20 protein-coding genes and 2 tRNA genes are annotated in these 21,048 nt (G+C 67.4%); 12 read left to right on the top strand and 10 right to left on the bottom strand.

Annotation, left to right across the window (positions count from 1 at the left end; translation table 11 throughout):
- Positions 1–28 precede the first annotated feature (28 nt).
- Positions 29–778 carry an IclR family transcriptional regulator gene (locus tag PGN27_RS06690; protein ID WP_335325462.1) on the top strand — a complete coding sequence of 250 codons (750 nt, stop codon included), beginning with the start codon at positions 29–31 and terminating at the stop codon, positions 776–778.
- A 107-nt stretch (positions 779–885) separates the two neighbouring features.
- On the opposite strand, the gene PGN27_RS06685 is transcribed toward PGN27_RS06690, so the two are convergent.
- A tRNA-Lys gene (locus PGN27_RS06685) sits at positions 886–961 on the bottom strand.
- Positions 962–1,102: 141 nt separating this feature from the next.
- Here PGN27_RS06685 and PGN27_RS06680 point away from each other — a divergent pair.
- The gene (locus PGN27_RS06680) at positions 1,103–2,341 is read left to right on the top strand and encodes a L,D-transpeptidase (RefSeq protein ID WP_335325461.1); all 1,239 of its coding nucleotides are present in this window, start codon (positions 1,103–1,105) and stop codon (positions 2,339–2,341) included.
- Here PGN27_RS06680 and PGN27_RS06675 read toward each other — a convergent pair.
- From PGN27_RS06675 to orn, 5 genes are all read right to left on the bottom strand, one after another.
- A complete protein-coding gene (locus PGN27_RS06675; RefSeq protein ID WP_335325460.1) occupies positions 2,338–2,808 on the bottom strand; it encodes an SRPBCC family protein in 471 nt (156 codons plus the stop codon). The two genes, PGN27_RS06680 and PGN27_RS06675, sit on opposite strands and share 4 nt — an antisense overlap.
- Positions 2,805–3,491 carry a DUF899 domain-containing protein gene (locus PGN27_RS06670; RefSeq protein ID WP_335325459.1) on the bottom strand — a complete coding sequence of 229 codons (687 nt, stop codon included), beginning with the start codon at positions 3,489–3,491 and terminating at the stop codon, positions 2,805–2,807. Before PGN27_RS06670 ends, PGN27_RS06675 begins: the two co-directional genes overlap by 4 nt.
- A 60-nt stretch (positions 3,492–3,551) precedes the next feature.
- The gene (locus PGN27_RS06665; RefSeq protein ID WP_335325458.1) at positions 3,552–4,682 is read right to left on the bottom strand and encodes a hypothetical protein; all 1,131 of its coding nucleotides are present in this window, start codon (positions 4,680–4,682) and stop codon (positions 3,552–3,554) included.
- Between the two features lie 118 nt (positions 4,683–4,800).
- Positions 4,801–4,873, bottom strand: a tRNA-His gene (locus PGN27_RS06660).
- A gap of 46 nt (positions 4,874–4,919) precedes the next feature.
- Positions 4,920–5,549 (bottom strand): oligoribonuclease, encoded by a 630-nt coding sequence (gene orn, locus PGN27_RS06655; RefSeq protein ID WP_335325457.1) that lies wholly within the window; start codon positions 5,547–5,549, stop codon positions 4,920–4,922.
- An 81-nt stretch (positions 5,550–5,630) separates the two neighbouring features.
- Here orn and PGN27_RS06650 point away from each other — a divergent pair, with 81 nt between their 5' ends.
- A complete protein-coding gene (locus PGN27_RS06650) occupies positions 5,631–7,223 on the top strand; it encodes a helicase HerA-like domain-containing protein (RefSeq protein ID WP_335325456.1) in 1,593 nt (530 codons plus the stop codon).
- Between the two features lie 48 nt (positions 7,224–7,271).
- Here the strand turns inward: PGN27_RS06650 and cmrA are convergent, their stop codons facing one another.
- Positions 7,272–8,078 carry a mycolate reductase gene (gene cmrA / locus PGN27_RS06645; RefSeq protein WP_335325455.1) on the bottom strand — a complete coding sequence of 269 codons (807 nt, stop codon included), beginning with the start codon at positions 8,076–8,078 and terminating at the stop codon, positions 7,272–7,274.
- 34 nt (positions 8,079–8,112) lie between these two features.
- On the opposite strand from cmrA, the gene PGN27_RS06640 reads away from it, so the two are divergent.
- Positions 8,113–9,414, top strand: a complete 1,302-nt coding sequence (locus PGN27_RS06640) for an MFS transporter (RefSeq protein WP_335325454.1) — start codon at positions 8,113–8,115, stop codon at positions 9,412–9,414.
- Here PGN27_RS06640 and PGN27_RS06635 read toward each other — a convergent pair.
- Both PGN27_RS06635 and PGN27_RS06630 read right to left on the bottom strand, forming a co-directional pair.
- Positions 9,411–10,157 (bottom strand): MmpS family transport accessory protein, encoded by a 747-nt coding sequence (locus PGN27_RS06635; RefSeq protein ID WP_335325453.1) that lies wholly within the window; start codon positions 10,155–10,157, stop codon positions 9,411–9,413. The genes PGN27_RS06640 and PGN27_RS06635 overlap by 4 nt on opposite strands.
- A gap of 33 nt (positions 10,158–10,190) precedes the next feature.
- Positions 10,191–10,802 carry an SACE_7040 family transcriptional regulator gene (locus PGN27_RS06630; protein WP_335328648.1) on the bottom strand — a complete coding sequence of 204 codons (612 nt, stop codon included), beginning with the start codon at positions 10,800–10,802 and terminating at the stop codon, positions 10,191–10,193.
- Between the two features lie 80 nt (positions 10,803–10,882).
- Between PGN27_RS06630 and PGN27_RS06625 the strand changes: the two genes are divergently transcribed.
- The 8 genes from PGN27_RS06625 (at position 10,883) to PGN27_RS06590 (ending at position 20,195) form a co-directional block, all read left to right on the top strand.
- The gene (locus PGN27_RS06625; RefSeq protein ID WP_335325452.1) at positions 10,883–12,421 is read left to right on the top strand and encodes a carboxyl transferase domain-containing protein; all 1,539 of its coding nucleotides are present in this window, start codon (positions 10,883–10,885) and stop codon (positions 12,419–12,421) included.
- A gap of 5 nt (positions 12,422–12,426) precedes the next feature.
- Entirely contained in the window at positions 12,427–14,433 is a 2,007-nt protein-coding gene (locus tag PGN27_RS06620; RefSeq protein ID WP_335325451.1) for an ATP-binding protein, read from the top strand.
- A complete protein-coding gene (locus tag PGN27_RS06615; RefSeq protein ID WP_335325450.1) occupies positions 14,430–15,590 on the top strand; it encodes an acyl-CoA dehydrogenase family protein in 1,161 nt (386 codons plus the stop codon). The genes PGN27_RS06620 and PGN27_RS06615 overlap by 4 nt, the downstream gene beginning before the upstream one ends.
- Positions 15,590–16,087 carry a MaoC family dehydratase gene (locus PGN27_RS06610; protein ID WP_335325449.1) on the top strand — a complete coding sequence of 166 codons (498 nt, stop codon included), beginning with the start codon at positions 15,590–15,592 and terminating at the stop codon, positions 16,085–16,087. Before PGN27_RS06615 ends, PGN27_RS06610 begins: the two co-directional genes overlap by 1 nt.
- Complete coding sequence (locus tag PGN27_RS06605; RefSeq protein WP_335325448.1) at positions 16,084–16,896, top strand: HpcH/HpaI aldolase/citrate lyase family protein; 813 nt, start codon at positions 16,084–16,086, stop codon at positions 16,894–16,896. The genes PGN27_RS06610 and PGN27_RS06605 overlap by 4 nt, the downstream gene beginning before the upstream one ends.
- Before the next feature lie 95 nt (positions 16,897–16,991).
- A complete protein-coding gene (gene pdhA / locus PGN27_RS06600) occupies positions 16,992–18,059 on the top strand; it encodes a pyruvate dehydrogenase (acetyl-transferring) E1 component subunit alpha (RefSeq protein WP_335325447.1) in 1,068 nt (355 codons plus the stop codon).
- Between the two features lies 1 nt (position 18,060).
- Positions 18,061–19,092 (top strand): alpha-ketoacid dehydrogenase subunit beta, encoded by a 1,032-nt coding sequence (locus PGN27_RS06595; RefSeq protein WP_418888557.1) that lies wholly within the window; start codon positions 18,061–18,063, stop codon positions 19,090–19,092.
- Positions 19,089–20,195: a dihydrolipoamide acetyltransferase family protein gene (locus PGN27_RS06590; protein ID WP_335325446.1), complete on the top strand. Its 1,107-nt coding sequence runs from the start codon at positions 19,089–19,091 to the stop codon at positions 20,193–20,195. The genes PGN27_RS06595 and PGN27_RS06590 overlap by 4 nt, the downstream gene beginning before the upstream one ends.
- On the opposite strand, the gene PGN27_RS06585 is transcribed toward PGN27_RS06590, so the two are convergent.
- Positions 20,192–20,944, bottom strand: a complete 753-nt coding sequence (locus PGN27_RS06585) for an enoyl-CoA hydratase (RefSeq protein ID WP_335325445.1) — start codon at positions 20,942–20,944, stop codon at positions 20,192–20,194. The genes PGN27_RS06590 and PGN27_RS06585 overlap by 4 nt on opposite strands.
- Positions 20,945–21,048: the final 104 nt, after the last annotated feature.

Here is a 21,048-nt window from a genome sequence, read left to right as displayed (position 1 = left end):
TAACTCACATCAACGCGAGGAGGCAACCATGGCCACAGAAAGCGTCGTGACGGCGTTTCGGGTACTCGAGGCCGTCGCCGAGGCGCAGCCGGTGGGGCTCTCCGACCTGGCTCGCCGGGTCGAACTGCCCAAGAGCACAGTGCAGCGGACACTGCTCACCCTGCAGGAGGTGGGTTGGTTACGGCCGACGGACACCACCCCGACCCGCTGGCAGCTGACCTACCGCGTGGTGGCGGTCGTCGGCCGCGCCGGCGGCGGGGAGGGCCTGCGCGATATCGCGCTGCCGGTGATGAACGAGCTGCAGTTGGCGACGACCGAGACTGTCCACCTCGCCGCGCCCGACGGGGACTCACTGGTGTTGGTGGAGCGCCTGGACACCCCGCACCGGTTGCGTGCGTTCCTGGCGCTCGGTGAGCGGATCGCGCTGCACGCCTCGGCCACCGGGCTGGCCTATCTCTCCGCGTGCGACCCGGGTTATGTCGATCGCTACCTGTCCGGACCGCTTGCGGCCCAGACGCCGGACACGCTCACCGACCCGGACCGGATCCGCAAGGTGGTCAACGAGATCCGCGAACGGGGGTACTCGGTGAACGAGGGCGGGCTCTCGGTCGGCATCTCCTCCCTCGGCGCCCCGATCATCGGACCCTCCGGGCCGGTGGCCGCGCTGTCGGTATCCGGGCCGTCCAGCCGCATCTGCGCCGAACGTTTCGACGATCTCGGGGTGAAGGTCCGCGACGCGGCGGCCAGGATCAGCCGGGCGCTGCGCGGGGGGCGCTGAGCGCCCGGGGTCCCGACGACGTGCGCCGACGACTCGCCCGAAACTACTCGCCCCGAAACGACTCGCCCTCAAACTACAAAGGCCCTGCCGAAGCAGGGCCTTTGCGGTGGTGCGCCGTCAGGGTTTCGAACCCCGGACCCGCTGATTAAGAGTCAGCTGCTCTACCAACTGAGCTAACGGCGCGCGGGTGAAACAATAACAGCACCGGCGCGCAGAGGTGAAATCCGCATTACAGAGCCGGTTTATGCGCTCGTCGGACGGCCGGTTGTCGGTGGTTTCCCTTAGACTATCGCCAAGAAGTTTGTGACCCAGCGGGTCCGTGGCATGAGGTGGGGCTGGAAGATGGTGCAGGATTCGCCGCGGGTGGGCGTGCGTCGAGCAAGGACGTGGGGGACCGCGATCGCAGTGGGGCTGGTGGCCAGCCTCGCGTTGAGCGCGTGCAGCTCTCAACAGGCCCCCGAACAACCGCGGACTATCGCCGACAAGGGCACGCCCTTCGGGGATCTGCTGGTGCCCAAGCTGAGCGCTTCGGTGACCGATGGCGCCGTCGGGGTGACCGTCGAAGAGCCGGTAACGGTGAGCACCGAGGGCGGCGTGCTCGGGTCGGTGAACCTCGTCGACGAGAACGGCTCGGCCGTGGCCGGTCAGCTCAGCAAGGACGGGCTGACCTGGTCGACCACCGATCCGCTGGACTACAACGCCAGCTATACGCTGACGGCCAGCTCCCAGGGGTTGGCCGGCGCGGCGTCGACGCAGATGACCTTCGAAACGCACTCACCGAAGAACCTGACCATGCCCTACGTGCTGCCCAACAAGGGCGAGGTCGTCGGCGTCGGCCAGCCCATCGCCATCCGCTTCGACGAGAACATCGCCAACCGGGCCGCCGCGGAGCAGGCCATCAAGGTCACCACGACACCCAAGGTCGAAGGTGCCTTCTACTGGCTGAACAACCGCGAAGTCCGTTGGCGCCCAGCTCAATACTGGAAGCCCGGCACCAAGGTCGAGGTGGCCGTCAACACCTACGGCGTCGAGTTGGGCGACGGATTGTTCGGGCAGGACAACGCCGGCACCGACTTCACCATCGGCGACCAGCTGATCGCGACGGCCGACGACTCGACCAAGACGCTGACCGTCCGGCGCAACGGCGAAGTCATCAAGACCATGCCGATCTCGATGGGCAAGGACAGCACCCCGACCAACAACGGGACCTACATCATCGGGGACCGGTTCGCCGAACTGGTCATGGACTCGTCGACCTACGGCGTTCCGGTCAACTCGCCCAACGGATATCGCACCGAGGTGGACTTCGCCACGCAGATGTCCTACAGCGGCATCTACGTGCACGGGGCCCCGTGGTCGGTGGGCAGCCAGGGCTACAGCAATGTCAGCCACGGCTGCCTCAACGTCAGCACCGCCAACGCCCAGTGGTTCTACGAGAACACCAAACGTGGTGACATCGTCGAGGTCGTGGGCACGGTCGGTTCGGTGCTTCCCGGCACCGACGGACTCGGGGACTGGAACATCCCGTGGTCGCAGTGGAAGGCCGGCAACGCCAGCACCTAGCGGACCGCGTCCTCCAGCGCCGCCAGGGACTGCTCGAGGTACTGCGGCCCGAACGGCGGCATGCTGCCGATCCGGTCACGGAAGCTCTGCGGTGTGCCCGACCAGTCGTAGGTGATGGTGACATCGGTGCCTGCCCCGTTGGGGGCCAGGTCGTAACGCCACGACCATCCACCGGGTTGATGCTCACCCGCTTCGCCGAGCTGGCCTGGCCGCCAACCGATCCTGCGGTCTTGCTCGAAATCGGTCACCAGGTTGTGCATCACGTAGTGCCCGCCGACGAAATCCTTGAACATGTTGACCACGAAGATCTGACCGGCCTCGGTGATGGGATCCTGGCTGACCGCGTCGCGCACCCAGTCGCTCGGTTCGGTGTCCTGGTGACGTGCCGGATCGGACAGCACGGCGAAGACGCGTTGCGGTGCGGCGGGAATGGTGCGGGTGACGACATAACGCTCGGTGGTGCTCACTGCGCGGAACCCTTTCCGTAGAGACGTGCGATATCGGGGCTGTCCAACCATCCGGAGTATGTCGGACGCGACGGCCAACCTGCGGGGGAGTCCAGCCACTCCTCCTGCCTGCCCCATGGCAACAGGTCGATCAGCGCAAAAGAATGGCTGAGTTGTTCGGTACCACGGCCGTTGGTGTGCCAGGTGCGATAGACCGTATCCCCGTCGCGCATGAAGACATTCACCGCGAAACCCTCCCCGGGCGCGGCATCGACATCGGCACCGAAGCTGGTGCCGGCCGCGGAGTACCACTCCATCGCGTTACCGACCCGGTCCCGGTAGGCCAGCGCTTCCTCGATCGGCCCGTTGGTGACGATGACGAAGCGTGCGTCGTAGTTGTCCAGGAAATCCAGCCGGGTGAACTGCGAGGTGAAACCGGTGCACCCGCCGCACTGCCACTGCGCCCCGTCGCTCCACATGTGGTGGTAGGTGATCAGCTGTGACTTCCCGGCGAACACGTCGGCCAGCCGTATCGGACCGTCGGCACCGGTCAAGACGTACTCGGGCAGCTTGACCATCGGCAGTCGGCGCCGCTGGGCGGCGACGGCGTCGAGCTCGCGGGTGGCGGCCTTCTCCCGTCGGCGCAGATCCTCCAACGCCGTGCGCCAGGTGTCCTGGTCCACCACCGGTGGTTTGGCGGTCATGTTGTCTCCCTCCGCGAAGTATGTCGTCGTGTAGACCGGCCCTGCGGGCACAACTCATCGCTACCTGTCGTCGCTGAACGCCAGCGCCGCCGACACCCGACCAGCAGTGGCCGGGGGACCCAGCAGGACACGGGAGGTCCCGGCGCCGGTGTCATAGGCGATCAGGGCGATACCCGGTCCGCAGGAATCGGTGACCCGGAGCAGTAGCGTCCCGCCGCTGGCGCCGACGACCAGCACGGATCTCCCGGCGTCCACCCCGGGTACGGCCAGCAGCGCGTCGCGGCGCTGGGAGGTGTCACGCATCAGCGAGGTGGCCCCGCACGGGCCCAGTGACTGGAAGTAGGCGCCACTGGGCAACCGCCAGGCCGCGACATCTCCGTAGTCATCGCGACGGCCCGAGCTGAACGCGGTGAGCGCGGTCGGCGTCGAACCGTCCAGCGGGATCTGCCACAGCTGATTGCCGATCAGCTCAGCGTCCGAACACCGGGCCAGCACCGCGCCGCTGTTCCACCAGCGCACCGGCACACAGTTGGTGTTCGGCCCCGGCAGATCGAGGTGGTCGCGTAACCGGCCGTTGTTGCCGACGACGGCCAGGCCCTTGTCGGCGCCGAGCACCAGCAGGGTGCCGTCGATGCTGGCCAGGTGGTGCCCGTTGAACGTGCCGGCGGCGCCCAGCCGGTCGGTGGCGTAGGAGAGTTGTTCGACGCCGCCGAGGTCGACGCGACGCAGGGTCCGGCGATCCTCGTCGGTGACGAACAGGGCCTTGCCGGTGGGCCGGGTGTAGCGGGCCGCGATGCGTCCCTCCATGGTGGTGACCGTGGTGGCACCGGTGCTCAGGTCCAGTTCGGTGAGCGTCGTGGTGCCATAGGCGCCCGCGTCGTAATCGCTGGAGCTGAACAGCGCGCGCCTGCCGTCACCGGACCAGTCGGTGAGTCGATAGGTCGCGGGCAGTTCGGTGATCCGATGCCGGTCACCGGCCGGGCCGACCAGCGTCAGCGTGGTGGTGTCGGGCGTTTCGGCCCAGGTGGCCAGCGTCCAACCCGATCCGACCTGCGCCCACGGGACGTCACGGTCGATCACGCGGGTGGGTGCGTCATGCGCGATGGTGGGTCCACTGGAGACCGCGGTGCCGCAGCCGGCCGCCAGCAGTGCCAGGCATGCCAGCCCTGCGACGGTCTTGGAGGTCCCCACCTGCCAAATCATCCTGCCGGTGCTTGACGGAATCTTGGAAACGCGCCGCTTTTTCTCCGAACCGGGACCTCGAACGCGAAAACGCCGCCCACCTGAGTGGGCGGCGTTCCCGTTACCGGGTGGCTGACGGGACTCGAACCCGCGACAGCCAGGATCACAACCTGGTGCTCTACCAACTGAACTACAGCCACCATTGCCGCGTGAGCGGCGCTGACGATCTTAACCGCATGAGGGTCGTTACACCGAATCGGTTTGGTTCGGCGCGCTGGAGTTGGGGCCCAGCTCGGCGGCGACCGCGGCGATCTCGCTGGTCGACGGGCCGGGGGCGGCCACGAATGCGGTGCGCCGGTAGTACTTGAGCTCCTGGATGGACTCGTGGATATCGGCCAGCGCGCGGTGGGCCAGACCCTTCTCGGGCTGACCGAAGTAGATCCGCGGGTACCAGCGCCTGCACAGTTCCTTGATCGAGCTGACGTCGATCATCCGGTAGTGCAGGTAGTTGTCCAGGGTAGGCATGTCGCGGGCGATGAAACCGCGGTCGGTCGCGATCGAATTGCCGCACAGCGGAGCGGTTTTGGCTGTCTTCACATGGCTGCGGATGTAGTCCAGCACCATCGTCTCGGCGGTGGCGAGGTCGACGTCGGAGGCCAGCACCTCCTTGTCCAGCCCGGAGTTCGCATGCATCTTGGCGACCACCTCGACCATGCCGGACAGGTCCTCGGCCTCGGCGTGGATCACCACGTCGATACCGTCGCCGAGGACGTTGAGGTCGGCATCGGTGACCAACGCGGCAATCTCGATGAGCTTGTCGGACTTCAGATCGAGTCCGGTCATCTCGCAGTCGATCCACACCAGTTCTTCACGCACAGCGATCCACAGTATTCCCACCGCCGATGATCAGCTGCGTGAACCCGTCCCGGCGGGGTGCGCTTCAGTAATGTCTGCCGCATGACGGTGCACCCCGAGCAGACCCCCGCACAGCAGATCGCCGCAGGTTATGCCACCCAGGGACAGGCGCTGGAGCTCGGCGCAGTCGTCGTCGACGGGGTCGTCGACCCGGGCGCGGCGGTCCGTATCCCGCTGGCGATGGTGAACCGGCACGGTCTGGTCGCCGGCGCCACCGGCACAGGTAAGACCAAATCACTGCAGCTGATGGCCGAGCAGCTCTCGGCCGCCGGGGTGCCCGTGGTGATGGCCGATGTGAAAGGTGACCTGTCGGGCCTGTCGCAGCCGGGTGTGGCGAGTGACCGGACGCTGCAACGCGCCGCCGACACCGGCGATGCCTGGGTGCCTGCCGCCCACCCGGTGGAGTTCTTGTCCCTGGGCACCGATGGGATCGGTGTCCCGGTGCGGGCCACCATCACCAGTTTCGGCCCGATCCTGCTGTCGAAGGTGCTCGGGCTCAACACAACCCAAGAATCGACGCTCGGACTGATCTTCCACTTCGCCGACCAGAAGGGGCTGGCGCTGCTGGACCTCAAAGACCTGCGGGCGGTCATCCAATACCTGATCAGCGACGAGGGCAAACCTGAACTCAAGGCGCTCGGAGCGGTGTCGACCACGACGGCCGGGGTGATCCTGCGGGCGCTGGTCAACCTGGAGGCCGAGGGCGCGGACACCTTCTTCGGCGAGCCGGAGCTGGAGCCCAAGGACCTGATCCGGTTCGACGCACAGGGCCGCGGCGTCATCACGCTGCTGGAGCTCGGTGCGCAGGCGGCCCGCCCGGTGATGTTCTCGACCTTCCTGATGTGGGTGCTGGCCGACCTGTTCACGACGCTGCCCGAGGAGGGCGACTTGGACAAGCCGAAGCTGGTGTTCTTCTTCGACGAGGCGCACCTGCTGTTCGAGGATGCCTCAAAGGCGTTCCTGTCCCAGGTGGAGCAGACCGTCAAGCTGATCCGCTCCAAGGGCGTCGGCGTCTTCTTCTGCACCCAACTGCCCACCGATGTACCCAACGGCGTCCTCAGCCAGCTGGGCGCGCGGGTGCAGCATGCCTTGCGCGCGTTCACCCCCGATGATCAGAAGGCGCTGTCCAAGACCGTCCGCACCTATCCCAAGACCACCACCTACGACCTCGAATCGGCGCTGACATCGTTGGGCATCGGGGAGGCGGTCATCACGGTGCTTTCGGAGAGCGGTGCACCCACCCCGGTCGCCTGGACCCGGATGCGGGCGCCGCGCTCGCTGATGGACACCATCGGCCCCGACGCGATCAGGGCGGCGGCGCAGGCCAGCCCGTTGCAGGCGACGTACGGGCAGACCATCGACCGCGAGTCGGCCTACGAGTTGCTTACCGCCCGGCTGGCACCACCCCCGCCGCCGGTCCCGCCGGCGGCGACCGTGCCTGATCTGCCGCCGCCGCTGTATCCGGATCCGGTCGCGATCCCCGATTACCCGCCGCCGGCCCCGATGGAGCCGAGCCTGCTGGACAAGGTGGTGGACAGCCCCGCGTTCAAGAGCGCCATGCGCTCGGCGGGCACGGTGATCGGGCGCGAGATCACCCGCAGCATCTTCGGCACCGGCCGGCGTCGGCGGCGGTGATTTCGGCGCGCTCGCGCTCGCTGACCGAGCGTCTGCGCGCCGAAATCGCTACTCGCCGCCGAGTTTCTTGTAGACCGCCCCGACGATCGGGGTGACGATCGCGCGCGGGGCGTACCCGCTGGCCACCGACATCGCCTTGGACGTCAAACCCGGCACGATGCGCATCTTGTTGGCTTCCAGAGCGTCGAGTGACACCTTGGCGGTGTACTCGGTGTTGATCCACAGGAAATCCGGGATCAGACGCTCCACCAGCGACTGCTCGGAGATATCCGGCAGCTCGGTGCGCACCGGTCCTGGCGCCAGCAGCGTGACGTGTATGCCGTCCTTCTTGACCTCACCGCGCAGCGACTCGCTGAAGGTGTTGGCGAACGCCTTGGTCGCCGCGTAGGTGGCGTTGTTCGGGATCGGGGAGTTACCCGCCGCCGACCCGGAGATCAGGATCCCGCCGGCCCGCCGCTCCAGCATGCCCGGCAGCACGGCCAGACACAGATCGTGCACCGCGATGGCGTTGAGCTGCACCTGCGCCTTCTCACCGGCGGGGTCGAGCTTGGCCAGCGGCCCGAAGGTGGCGGTGCCGGCATTGGCACACAGGATCGAGATGTTGCGCCCGGCAAGCTCCTGGCAGAACACCTCACGGGCGGCCGGGTCGGCCAGATCGACCGCGCGCACCTCGACCGTCACACCATGGCGGGCGGTGATGCGCTCGGCGAGGTCGGTCAGCACATCACCGCGGCGCGCGGTGACGATCAGATGGTGGCCGCGTCCGGCGAGATCGAAGGCAAGGGCCTCACCGATGCCCTGCGAGGCGCCGGTGACGACCGCGCGGGCATCGGGATGGGGAGCGGGTACTGGCATGGGAGAAATCGTAGGGACCGTTAGGGTGACGGCCATGAGCAGCCCCGGGTCGGCGCCCGATACGGCCCGGCGGTCCCAGGTCCGATCGTGGGTTCTCTACGACTGCGGTGCCACCTCGGTGAACGCGATCGTGGTCACCTTCGTCTTCTCCGTCTATCTCACCAACGCCGTCGGCGACGGGTTGCCGGGGGAGACTTCCCCGTCGAGCTGGCTGGGTCGTGCGCTCACGGTGGCCGGCCTGATCGTCGCGCTGCTCGCGCCGATCACCGGTGTCTGGGTCGACGCGCCGCACCGTCGCCGCCGCGCCCTGGCACTGCTCACGGGTGCGGTCGTGGTGCTGGTGGCCGGCATGAGCTTCATCGGCACCAACTATTCGTATCTGTGGGCCGGGCTGGCGCTGCTGGCCATCACCGCCGCCTGCAACGACCTGGCGACCGTGCCCTACAACGCGATGTTGAGTCAGCTGTCCACACCGGCAACCTCGGGACGCATCTCCGGGGCCGGGCTGGCGGTCGGCTACGGCGGCAGCGTGGGCCTGCTGCTGATCATCTACGCCCTGTTCATCTCCGGTGACGGTGGCCTGCTCGGGCTGCCCACCGACGACGGCCAGAATGTGCGGGCCGCGATGCTGCTGACCGCCGCCTGGTTCCTGGTGTTCGCGCTGCCGCTGGTGCTCAAGGGGCCGAATCCGCCTGCGGACGCCGCACATCGGCCGATCGGCATCATCGCCTCCTACCGCAAGCTGTGGCACGAGGTGCGCAGCGAGTGGCGCCGTGACCGCAACGTCGTCTATTACCTGGTCGCCAGCGCGGTGTTCCGCGACGGTCTCACCGGAGTGTTCACCTTCGGCGCGGTGCTCGGGGTCAATGTGTACGGCATCTCCCCGGCCAGCGTGCTGCTGTTCGGGGTGTGCGCCTGCTTGGTTGCTGCGCTGGGCGCGGTGGTCGGCGGGTTGCTCGACGACCGATTCGGGGCCAAGCCGGTGATCCTGGGCGCGTTGTCGCTGATGATCATCGTCGGGCTGACGCTGATGACGTTGTCGGGTCAGCTGGCGTTCTGGGTGTGCGGGCTGCTGTTGTGTCTGTTCATCGGCCCGACGCTATCGGCGGCGCGCACCCAGATGCTGCGGATGTCCACCGCGGGCAAGGAAGGCGTCGCGTTCGGGCTGTACATGACCACCGGCCGGGCCGCCGCCCCGCTCGCGCCGTGGTTGTTCTTCCTCTTCATCGACGCGTTCGGCACCGACCGGGCCGGGATGGGCGGACTGTGCGCGGTGTTGGGTCTCGGCCTGATCCTGATGCTGGGCGTCAAGACCCCCCGCGTCGGCGCGCATTAGGGCAGCGGGCTGCAGATCGTCAGGCCGGAGCCGGTGCGCTGCTGCACTTGGGCGCCCTCGATGTCGATCGAGCAGGTGACCTCTCGGCCGACGTTGATGATGCTCACACTGGCCGATTGGTTGGCCGGGCCCGGCAGCGACACCTCTTTACTCCAGGGCAGGACCACGTTGAACTCGGTCTGCAGGACGCCGCCGTTGTCGACGTAGGTGATGTTGATGGCGCGGCCCTGCCCGCTGACGGTGTAGACGACGGTTTCGGTGGTGCCGGCGGTCGACGGCGCGGTGGTCGACGGTGTCGTGCTGGGTGCCGGCGCGGCGGTGCGTGGGCTGGTCGTCGTGGTGGGGCGCCGGGTGGTGGTGGTCGGCGCCGGCGTGACGGTCGGTTCGGTCAGCGAGGGCACGGGCGCCAGCACGGTTTGCTGCTGGCTGCTGTTGACGATCACCAATGCGATGACCAACCCGATGACGGTGACGACCGCGATACCGGCGACCACCCACAACCAGCGCGGGGTGCGCGGCGGCTCCGGTGGTTCGGGAGCTCCCGGCGGCGGGGGCGGTGGTGTGCCGCCGTACTGACCGGTGTAGGGGTCGTAACCGTAGGCCGGATAGGCCGGGATCTGCTCGGTGGGCCGAGCGCTGTAGGGGTTCTGACCCGCGTACGCGGGGTCGGAGTACCCGGGATAGCCGTACTGGCCACCGTCGAGCCGACGGGTCGGCTCGTCCCGACGGGGATATTCGGTCATGCCCACCTCATGGGCCCCACGGTACCCGCGCGGCTACGGATTTCGGTGGGCGGCGGTCAACGCCGCGACCGTCATCGCCCGCAGCACCGGCCTGGACGAGTGCGTGGTACTGGGGGCCTTGAGGCTGTACGGAGTGGAGTTGAGCAGGCCGAATGCGGCATGGGCCATCACCCGGGCGTCGGCCTCGTCGATATCGGGGTCGATCCGGCGCAGTACGTCGACCCAGATCTCGACGTACTGACGCTGCGCTTTCCGCACCTGTCGCGCCGCGGCCGCCGGCAGATGGCTGAGGTCGCGGTCCTGGATGCGGATGAGATTGGATTCGCCGAGGGCGAAGTCGAGGTGGAACTCGATCAGGCCGTCCAGCGCTTCGCGGGCCCCGGCTGCCTCGGCGACGACGGATTGCCCGCCGGCCAGCAATCTGGTGCTGATCCCGACGAGCAACTCGACCAGCAGGGCCTCCTTGTTGGCGAAGTGACGGTAGATCGCCGGACCGCTGACGCCGACCGCCGCGCCGATGTCCTCCAAACGGACCGACAGGTACCCGTGTTCGGCGACCAACCGCTCCGCCGCGGCGATCAACTGGTCACGTCGGTCGGATTTGGCTCTGCTGCGCGGTGTCTCAGTGGGCATCCCCGGATCCATCTCGAACGTAGACATTTGAGTTAATTCGGATTAACATACCACGAGTTAATCATGATTAACTCAAATGGACGGGTTCATCGATGACGCATCGTGAAGCGCACACCGCGCTGGTATCCGAACTCCGCGCCAAACTGGCCACCGCGGCACGCGGCGGACCGGACAAGGCGCGGGACCGGCATGTGGGGCGCGGAAAACTGTTACCTCGAGACCGGGTGGACACCCTGCTGGACCCGGGCAGCCCGTTCCTCGATATCGCGCCACTGGCCGCCGACGGCATGTACGACGACGAATGCCCGGGTGCCGGACTGATCGCCGGTGTAGGCCGGGTGAGCGGACGCGAATGCATGGTGGTGGCCAACGACGCCACCGTCAAGGGCGGCACCTACTACCCGATCACCGTCAAGAAGCACCTGCGCGCCCAGGAGATCGCCGCGCAGAACCGGCTGCCGTGTCTCTATCTCGTCGATTCCGGCGGCGCCTTCCTGCCACGCCAGGACGAGGTGTTCCCCGACCGCGAACACTTCGGGCGAATCTTCTTCAACCAGGCCACCATGAGCGCCAAGGGCATCCCGCAGATCGCCGCGGTACTGGGGTCCTGCACCGCCGGTGGCGCGTACGTCCCGGCGATGAGCGATGAGGCCGTCATCGTCCGCAACCAGGGCACCATCTTCCTGGGCGGCCCGCCCCTGGTGAAGGCCGCGACCGGTGAAGTGGTCACCGCCGAGGAACTCGGCGGCGGCGACCTGCACTCCAAGACCTCCGGTGTGACAGATCATCTCGCCAACGACGACCGCGATGCGCTGCGCATCGTCCGGCGCATCGTGTCCACCTTCGGCCCGCGTCAGGACCCGCCGTGGCAGATGCGACCCGCCGTCGATCCGATCGCCGATCAGTCCGAGCTCTACGATGTGGTGCCGGTCGATTCGCGGGTGCCCTATGACGTGCACGAGGTGATCACCCGGATCGTCGATGGCGGCGAATTCGCCGAGTTCAAGGCCGAATACGGCACCACGCTGGTCACCGGTTTCGCTCACATTCACGGCCACCCCGTCGGCATCGTCGCCAACAACGGTGTGCTGTTCGGCGAATCCGCGGTCAAGGGTGCACATTTCATCGAACTGTGCGACAAGCGCAACACCCCGCTGGTGTTCCTGCAGAACATCGCCGGTTTCATGGTGGGCCGCGACTACGAGGCAGGCGGTATCGCCAAGCACGGCGCCAAGATGGTCACCGCGGTCGCATGCGCGCGGGTGCCCAAGCTGACGGTGGTGATCGGTGGCTCCTACGGTGCGGGCAACTACTCGATGTGCGGACGGGCGTACTCGCCGCGGTTCCTGTGGATGTGGCCCAATGCCCGCATCTCGGTGATGGGTGGTGAGCAGGCCGCCTCGGTGCTGGCCACCGTGCGAGGCGAGATGACACCGGAGCAGGAGGAGGCCTTCAAGGCGCCGATCCGCCAGCAATACGAACACCAGGGCAATCCCTACTACTCGACCGCACGCCTGTGGGATGACGGTGTGATCGATCCCGCCGACACCAGAACGGTTCTGGGACTTGCCCTGTCAGTGGCCGCACAGGCTCCGTTGGAGCCGGTGTCCTACGGCGTATTCAGGATGTGATGCAGATGGTTACCCGACTCTTCGACACTGTGTTGGTCGCCAACCGCGGTGAGATCGCCGTCCGCGTCATCCGGTCGCTACGCGCGCTGGGTATCCGGTCGGTCGCGGTCTACAGCGACGCCGACGCCGGTGCCCGGCACGTCCTGGAAGCCGACGCGAGCGTGCGGATCGGTCCGGCCGCGGCCCGGCAGAGTTATCTGAACATCGACGCCATCGTCGATGCGGCTCGGCGCACCGGTGCGCAGGCCGTGCATCCCGGCTACGGATTCCTGGCCGAGAACGCGGATTTCGCGGCAGCCCTGTACGAAGCTGGCATCGTGTTCATCGGCCCACCGGTGCGCGCGATCAAGACGATGGGTGACAAGATCGCGGCCAAGGCGGCGGTCGCGGAGTTCGATGTCCCGGTGGTGCCCGGCATCTCGCGGCCCGGGCTGACCGACGATGAGCTGATCGCCGGCGCACCCGAAGTCGGCTTTCCGGTCTTGGTCAAACCGTCCGCGGGCGGCGGCGGCAAGGGCATGCGGGTGGTGCACGATGCCGAAGAGCTGCCGTCGGCCCTGGTCTCGGCGCGGCGCGAAGCGGCATCGGCATTCGGCGACGACACGCTGTTCCTGGAACGGTTCGTGTTGAACCCCCGGCACATCGAGGTCCAGGTGCTGGCCGACAACCACGGCAACGTGATCCACCTCGGCGAGCGTGAATGCAGCTTGCAGCGCCGCCACCAGAAGGTGATCGAGGAGGCACCGTCGCCGCTATTGGATGCGGCCACCCGGGCCCGGATCGGCGAGGCGGCATGCAATACCGCCCGCAGCGTGGACTACACCGGTGCGGGCACCGTGGAATTCATCGTCTCGGCCGACCGTCCCGACGAGTTCTTCTTCATGGAGATGAATACCCGCCTGCAGGTGGAGCACCCCGTCACGGAGATGGTCACCGGCGTCGATCTGGTCGAACAGCAGATCCGTATCGCCGCCGGAGACCCGCTACACCTTGCGCAGAGCGATATCACTCTGGACGGGCATGCCATCGAGGCGCGGGTCTACGCCGAGGATCCCGGCAGCGGATTCCTGCCGACCGGCGGCACGGTGCTCGATATCGTCGAACCGAGCGGCAACCGGCGAAACGGCACGACGCGAATCGATTCGGGGATCCATCCCGGCACGGTGGTGGGCAGCGACTATGACCCGATGCTGGCCAAGGTGATCGCCCACGGGCCGGACCGCGATGCAGCCCTGCGCGGTCTGGACCGTGCACTCTCCGACACCGCTGTCCTCGGCGTCACCACCAACATCGATTTCCTGCGGTTCCTGCTCGCCGATCCCGATGTGCAGGCGGGCCGCCTCGACACCGGACTGCTGGACCGACGGTTACCCGATTACCTTGCCCCGCGGGCTGATGACACCGACCTGATCGCTGCGGCGACCTTCCGTTGGCTGCTGGCCTGGCAGACTCGCGGCGATGACCCGTGGTCGGCACCCTCAGGGTGGCGCACCGGCGCACATGCCCCGACCGTGGCGCGGCTGGCAGCGGGGGAGCGCATCGAGCACGTACACCTGACCGGCACACCCGAATCGGCTACGGCCACCGTCGAACACGGCGCGGGCCATCGGATGAGCGCCACGCTGACGGGGCGGGTGCTCACGCTCGTCATCGACGGCCTGCGCAGCGAGTTCGTGGTCGCCGCCGACGGCGCTGATATCTGGCTGGCAGGTCCGGACCACACCATCGTGGTGCGCGAGGTTCGCGAGGCATCGGTGCGCGCCGACGACGCGCACGCCGGTGATGCCGAACTGCTCAGCCCCATGCCGGGATCCGTGGTCGCGGTGGGTGTCGACAGCGGCGCCGACGTGTCCGCCGGGGAGGTCGTCGTGACCGTCGAGGCGATGAAGATGGAACACGCGCTCAAGGCACCCGTCGACGGTGTCGCGGAGCTACTTGTCGCCGTCGGCGACCAGGTCAAGGTCGGGCAGCCCCTTGCCCGCATCACCGCAAGCAAGGAGTCCCAACGATGACCGATTACCTGTCCACGGGCACACTGCCCGACGATTACGCCCAGCTGGCCAAGACCGTCCGCGACTTCGCGCAGAGCGTCGTGGCACCGGTGGCCGCCAAACACGATGCCGAGCACAGCTTCCCGTATGAGGTCGTCGACGGCATGGCCGAGATGGGCCTGTTCGGACTGCCGTTCCCCGAGGAATACGGCGGCATGGGCGGCGACTACTTCGCGCTGTGCCTGGCGCTGGAGGAACTCGGCAAGGTCGACCAGAGCGTGGCCATCACGCTGGAAGCCGGTGTCTCCCTCGGTGCCATGCCGGTCTACCGATTCGGCAACGACGCGCAGAAGCAGCAGTGGCTGCCGCTGCTGGCCAGCGGCAAGGCCCTTGGTGCCTTCGGGCTCACCGAGGCCGGCGGCGGTAGCGACGCCGGTGCCACCAAGACGACGGCGAAGGAGGATGGTTCGGACTGGGTTATCAATGGCTCCAAGCAGTTCATCACCAATTCCGGTACCGATATCACCAAACTGGTCACCGTCACGGCCGTCACCGGTGAGACCGAGGGCAAGAAGGAGATCTCTGCCATCCTGGTGCCGGTCCCGACGGCGGGGTTCACCGCCGAACCGGCGTACAACAAGGTTGGCTGGAACGCCTCGGACACCCATCCGCTGAGCTTCGATGATGTGCGGGTGCCTCGGGAAAATCTGCTCGGTGCCCGAGGGCGCGGGTACGCCAATTTCCTGAGCATCCTCGATGAGGGCCGCATCGCGATCGCTGCGCTGTCGGTGGGCGCCGCACAGGGTTGCGTGGACGAGTGCGTGAAATACGCCAAGGAACGCGAGGCGTTCGGTGCGGCCATCGGCAGCTACCAGGCCATCGCCTTCAAGATCGCCCGGATGGAGGCGCGCGCGCATGTCGCGCGCACCGCCTACTACGACGCGGCCGCGCTGATGCTGGCGGGTAAACCCTTCAAGAAGGCGGCGTCGGTGGCAAAGCTGGTGTCCAGCGAGGCGGCCATGGACAATGCCCGCGATGCCACCCAGATCTTCGGTGGCTACGGGTTCATGAACGAGTACTCGGTGGCTCGCCACTACCGTGACTCCAAGATCCTCGAAATAGGCGAGGGCACAACGGAAGTGCAGCTGATGCTGATCGCGCGGGGGTTGGGTCTGTGATGAATGGCCCGACCCCGAAGCGAACGGTCGAGCAGCGCGGGCTGTGGTTCGAGGAGTTCGAGACCGGGGTGCTGTACCTGCACCGCCCGGGCCGCACGATCACCGAAGCCGATAACGTCCTGTTCACCACCTTGACGATGAACACCCAGGCATTACATCTGGACGCGGCCTTCGCCGATGCGCTGCCGCCGTTCAACCAGCGACTGGTCAACTCCATGTTCACCCTGTCGACCCTGGTCGGGCTGTCGGTCGCCCAGCTCACCCAGGGCACCATCGTCGGCAACCTCGGATTCTCCGAGATCGCCTTTCCCAAGCCGCTCTTCCACGGTGACACGCTCTACGCCGAGTCCGAGGTGGTGGACAAGCGAGAGTCCAAAAGCCGCCCCGGCGAGGGCATCGTCACCTTCGCCCACGTCGGCCGCAACCAACACGGTGACATCGTCGCGACCGCATCGCGAAAGACGATGGTGCGCAAGAGGCCTCAGGAGGACAGGTGAGTTTCGCCAACAGCGGTCCGGCATGGATCTTCTGTCCGGCCGATCGTCCCGAACGTTTCGCCAAGGCGGCGGCCGCGGCCGATGTCGTCATCCTCGACCTCGAGGACGGTGCCGGTGACAAGCCCGCCGCTCGCGAGGCCATCGTCGACACCCCGCTGGACCCGTCGCGCACCGTCATCCGGATCAACCCGCACGGCACCGAGGACCAGCGGCTGGACCTGGAGGCTTTGGGCCGCACCGGCTACACCACGGTCATGCTGCCCAAATGTGAGTCACCCGAACACGTGACCACGCTGGCGCCGCTGCAGGTGGTCCTGATCGTGGAGACCCCGCTGGGCGCGCTCAACGTGGCCGAGTCGGCTGCCGCGGCCAACACCATCGGCGTCATGTGGGGTGCTGAGGATTTGTTCGGTGCCCTCGGTGGTACCACCAATCGCGTGGCCGACGGGTCCTACCGGGACGTCGCCAGACATGTCCGGTCGCAGTCGCTGCTGGCCGCCAAGGCCCACGGCAAGCTCGCGCTGGACTCGGTGTACATCGACATCAAGGATCTCGAAGGGCTGCGCCGCGAGACCGACGATGCCGTCGCCGTCGGCTTCGATATCAAGGTCGCGCTGCACCCGACACAGGTCAGCGTGATCCGGGACGGCTACGCACCCACCGGGGAGCAGGTGCAGTGGGCGCGACACGTGCTGGCCGCCGCGGCAAACCACCGGGGCGCATTCGCCTTCGAGGGCATAATGGTGGATGCCCCGGTACTGCGGCGGGCCGAGCGGATAGTCCAGCTTGCGCCTCACCCCGGTAGCTAGCCGACGCCCCTGACCAGGGGGTCGCACGACCGCCTCTGTGCCGAGCACCTCGAGGAAACGGCGGCCGAACATGCCGCCACCCTGAAGGAGGCGGTATGGCTGTCATTCCTGCACCCCTACAACTGGTCGGTGCCGATGGCGCCCCGACCTCCGAGACGCGCTATCGGCGCGATCTCCCACCCGAAACGTTGAGCTGGCTCTATGAGCTGATGGTGTTGACCCGCGAGCTCGATACCGAGTTCGTGAATCTGCAGCGCCAGGGTGAGCTTGCGCTCTATGCCTCCTGTCGCGGGCAGGAGGCGGCGCAGATCGGCGCGGCGGCAAGCCTGCGCAAGACCGATTGGCTGTTCCCGCAGTACCGCGAGCTGGGTGCGTTCCTGACCCGCGGTATCTCTCCCGCGCAGATGGGCGCGGTATGGCGCGGATCCTGGCACGGCGGCCTGTCGTTCACCGAGAGATGTTGCGCGCCGATCTCCATTCAGATCGGCACCCACGGGCTGCACGCCGTCGGGGCCGCGATGGCCGCCCAACGCCTCGACGAGGATTCGGTGACGGTGGCATTCATGGGTGACGGCGCCACCTCCGAGGGTGATGCGCACGAGGCGCTGAACCTGGCCGCTGTCTTCGCCGCGCCCACGGTGTTCTTCATCCAGAACAATCAGTTCGCCATCTCGACGCCGGAGCGCCGCCAGCACGCGGCGACCTCGCTGGCCGACCGGGCCGCCGGATACGGCATGCCCGCGGTGCGCGTCGACGGCAATGACGTGCTGGCCTGCTTCGCCGTCATGTCCGAGGCCGCCCAACGTGCCCGCGACGGCGGCGGCCCGACGTTCATCGAGGCGGTCACCTATCGGATGGGACCGCACACCACCTCCGATGACCCCACCCGCTACCGCAGCGACGCCGACGTCCAGGACTGGGCCGCCCGCGACCCGATCACCCGGTACACCGCCTATCTGCGAGCCACCGGCGACCTGACCGAGCGGCTCGAAGAGCGCGTTGCCGCCAAGGCGGCGCGGCTTCGTGCGGACCTGCGGGCGGCGCTGGTCGGTGCGCCCGACCCCGATATTACCGAGGTGTTCGACACCGTCTACCACGACATCACCCCGGAGCTGGCCCGCCAACGCGAGGAAATACTCATCGAACTGGGCAAGGAGGCCTGAGATGACGCAGATCATCGAACGTCCCCCGATGGGTGAGTTCGGCGAACCCCGACCGTCACTGTTGACCATGACGCTGGCGCAGGCCGTCAACCACGGACTGCATGACGCGATGTCCGCCGACGAGCGGGTCCTGGTGTTCGGCGAGGATGTCGCCCGACTCGGTGGTGTGTTCCGGGTGACCGACGGTCTGGCCGAAACATACGGCGAGCGGCGGTGTTTCGACACGCCGCTGGCCGAGTCGGCGATCATCGGTATCGCGATCGGGATGGCGATCCGCGGGTTCGTCCCGGTGCCGGAGATCCAGTTCGACGGGTTCTCCGCCCCGGCGTTCGACCAGATGGTCAGTCATCTGGCGAAATATCGGATGCGCACCCACGGTGATGTCGACATGCCGGTGACCGTGCGGATCCCGTCGTTCGGCGGAATCGGTGCGGTCGAACATCATTCGGAGTCCACCGAAAGCTACTGGTTGCACACCGCGGGCTTGAAGGTGGTGGTCCCGTCGACACCATCGGATGCGTATTGGCTGCTGCGGCAGTCGATCAGCTGCCCGGATCCGGTGATCTACCTGGAGCCGAAGCGCCGGTACTGGACCAGAGGAACCGTCGACACCGAGGCCGCCGAGCTGCCCTTCGGGCGTGCCGCCGTCCGACGTTCCGGTGAACATGTCACGGTGCTCACCTATGGGGGCCTGGTCGATGTCGCCCTGAACGCCGCCGAGTCGGCGGCCGATCGTGGTGTCGGCGTCGAGGTCGTGGACCTGCGGACGCTCAACCCGTTGGACTTCGACACCATCGCCGATTCGGTGCGGCGCACCGGTCGATGCGTGGTCATGCACGAGGGGCCGCGCACGCTGGGTTTCGGTGCCGAATTGGCGGCCCGCATCTCCGAGGAGTTGTTCTACGACCTGGAGGCGCCGGTGCTGCGGGCCACCGGATTCGACACCCCCTACCCACCGGCACGGCTGGAGAAGCTGTGGTTGCCAGGGGTGGATCGGTTGCTGGACTGCGTCGACAAGGTGATGGCGCAATGAGCGCCCAGGAGTTCCGGGTGCCTGACCTGGGTGAGGGTTTGGCGGAGGCCACCATCACCGGTTGGTCGGTGGCGGTCGGCGACACCGTCGAACTCAACCAGGTGTTGTGCACGTTGGAGACCAACAAGGCCGAGGTCGAGATCCCGAGTCCGCACGCCGGCCGGATCGTCGAACTCGGAGGGGCGGCGGGGGAGACCCTTTCCGTGGGTGCGATGCTGGTGCGCATAGGCGCCGACGAAAAATCCGGATCCGGTCCGGTGTTGGTGGGATACGGCGCCGATGATCGGATGGACACGTCCCGGCGTGCCCGCGCGAAGCCTTCGGTCCGAAAGTTGGCACGTGACAACGGTGTCGATCTGACCTCGGTGACGCCGACCGGCCCCGACGGCATTGTCACCCGTGATGACGTGCTGTCCGCGTCGGCGACCCCGGACATGGTTCCGCTCTCCGGTGTGCAGGCCGAGATGGCGAAGCGGATGGCGTTGTCGCGGAGCACGATTCCCGATGCTCATGCCGCCGTGGTGGTCGATGGTTCCGCGCTGCAGCAGCTTTCGCGACGCCTCGATATCACGCCATTCGCGTTGACGCTGCGGCTGCTGACGTCGGTGCTGACGCGACATCCGCTGCTGAACGCGACATGGGTGGACACCGCCGACGGTCCGCGCATCCACCGTCATTCGTCGGTGCACCTCGGCATCGGTGTGGCCACACCGCGCGGGCTGCTGGTTCCGGTGGTCACCGACGCCCAGCAGCGGACCACCCGCGCGCTCGCCGCCGAAGTGGCGCGCGTCATCGATGCTGCGCGTGGCGGGACACTGCGTCCGGCCGAACTGCTGGGGTCGACGTTCACGGTGTCGAATTTCGGTGCGCTCGGCCTGGATTCGGGTGTGCCGGTGATCAATTATCCCGAGGCCGCGATCCTCGGTATGGGGTCGCTGAAGCCGCGTGCCGTGGTTGTCGACGGCGCGGTGGTGGCGCGCACGGCGATGGAGTTGAGCTGCGCGTTCGACCACCGCATCATCGATGGCGCGCAGGCTGCGGCGTTCCTGACCGAACTGCGCGAGTTGGTGGAGGCACCGGAGTTGGCGTTGGCAGACCTCTAGCGTTGCTTGGCCGCGGACAACCGGCTCTGGAACTCCGGTGACTCGATGGAACGCGCCTGCGGGGTGATCTCGATGTCGACAGCGAGCGCGTGCTGGTCGCTGTCGACGACACCGGGATTGGCGGTCGCCCGCATGGAGGCCTTTGTCGCCATCACGATGTCGCGCGGCGCGCCGGCGGGAGCGGCAGCCAGTTCACGCGCCGCGGCCACGGGATCGTCGGCCACGTCGAGCGCCAGCCCGTACCGCACCGCCTCCTGTGCGTCGAAACGTTTGCCGAACAACAGTGCGGCGCGGGCAACCTGGGGTCCGACTCCGCGCTGCAGCATCCAGGTGGCGCCGCCGCCGGGATGGATACCCAGTTTTTGAAAGCGGGGGTCGAACAGTGCGGCCGGGCCCGCGATACGGACGTCTGCGGCGAGTGCCAGGTTCAGGCCCGCACCGACCGCGGCGCCGTTGACCGCGGCGATGGTCGGTAGGGCGCAGTCGGCCACGGCCAGGAAGCCGTCGTAGATGACGCGCAATCCGTCTTCGGCCGCCTCACCGAGCGCGGTCAGGTCGGCGCCGGCGCAGAACGCTTTGCCTGCCCCGGTCACGATCACCGCATGCACGTCGGTGTCGGCTTCGACGGCTTCGACCGCGGCGCGCAGGCCTGCCGAGATCTCGGCGGTGACGGCGTTGCGCCGATCGGGATCGTTGACCGTGATGGTCGCGATGCGATCGGCGATATCGACGAGGACGAGGTCGGTCATGCCGACAAGGCTACGGATCGGGACGGCCGCGTCGGTGTCCAGGTGGTGCGGCGTTTCGGCGGTTTCCTGGGACTTCGCCGGTCTTCTGTCACGGGCCCGGATCT

Source organism: Mycolicibacterium neoaurum, from assembly GCF_036946495.1.
GTDB classification, from domain to species: Bacteria; Actinomycetota; Actinomycetes; order Mycobacteriales; family Mycobacteriaceae; genus Mycobacterium; species Mycobacterium neoaurum_B.
The sequence above is the reverse complement of the archived record's forward strand: the minus strand, read 5'-3'. Positions and strand labels throughout refer to the sequence as shown.

Excerpts from the sequence above, each read along its gene's own strand:
- PGN27_RS06690 (WP_335325462.1), top strand. The coding sequence starts at position 29 with ATGGCCACAGAAAGCGTCGTGACGGCGTTTCGGGTACTCGAGGCCGTC.
- PGN27_RS06680 (WP_335325461.1), top strand. The coding sequence starts at position 1,103 with ATGAGGTGGGGCTGGAAGATGGTGCAGGATTCGCCGCGGGTGGGCGTG.
- PGN27_RS06670 (WP_335325459.1), bottom strand. The coding sequence starts at position 3,491 with ATGACCGCCAAACCACCGGTGGTGGACCAGGACACCTGGCGCACGGCG.
- PGN27_RS06650 (WP_335325456.1), top strand. The coding sequence starts at position 5,631 with ATGACGGTGCACCCCGAGCAGACCCCCGCACAGCAGATCGCCGCAGGT.
- cmrA (WP_335325455.1), bottom strand. The coding sequence starts at position 8,078 with ATGCCAGTACCCGCTCCCCATCCCGATGCCCGCGCGGTCGTCACCGGC.
- PGN27_RS06640 (WP_335325454.1), top strand. The coding sequence starts at position 8,113 with ATGAGCAGCCCCGGGTCGGCGCCCGATACGGCCCGGCGGTCCCAGGTC.
- PGN27_RS06635 (WP_335325453.1), bottom strand. The coding sequence starts at position 10,157 with ATGACCGAATATCCCCGTCGGGACGAGCCGACCCGTCGGCTCGACGGT.
- PGN27_RS06630 (WP_335328648.1), bottom strand. The coding sequence starts at position 10,802 with ATGGATCCGGGGATGCCCACTGAGACACCGCGCAGCAGAGCCAAATCC.
- PGN27_RS06625 (WP_335325452.1), top strand. The coding sequence starts at position 10,883 with ATGACGCATCGTGAAGCGCACACCGCGCTGGTATCCGAACTCCGCGCC.
- PGN27_RS06620 (WP_335325451.1), top strand. The coding sequence starts at position 12,427 with ATGGTTACCCGACTCTTCGACACTGTGTTGGTCGCCAACCGCGGTGAG.
- PGN27_RS06615 (WP_335325450.1), top strand. The coding sequence starts at position 14,430 with ATGACCGATTACCTGTCCACGGGCACACTGCCCGACGATTACGCCCAG.
- PGN27_RS06610 (WP_335325449.1), top strand. The coding sequence starts at position 15,590 with ATGAATGGCCCGACCCCGAAGCGAACGGTCGAGCAGCGCGGGCTGTGG.
- pdhA (WP_335325447.1), top strand. The coding sequence starts at position 16,992 with ATGGCTGTCATTCCTGCACCCCTACAACTGGTCGGTGCCGATGGCGCC.
- PGN27_RS06595 (WP_418888557.1), top strand. The coding sequence starts at position 18,061 with ATGACGCAGATCATCGAACGTCCCCCGATGGGTGAGTTCGGCGAACCC.
- PGN27_RS06590 (WP_335325446.1), top strand. The coding sequence starts at position 19,089 with ATGAGCGCCCAGGAGTTCCGGGTGCCTGACCTGGGTGAGGGTTTGGCG.
- PGN27_RS06585 (WP_335325445.1), bottom strand. The coding sequence starts at position 20,944 with ATGACCGACCTCGTCCTCGTCGATATCGCCGATCGCATCGCGACCATC.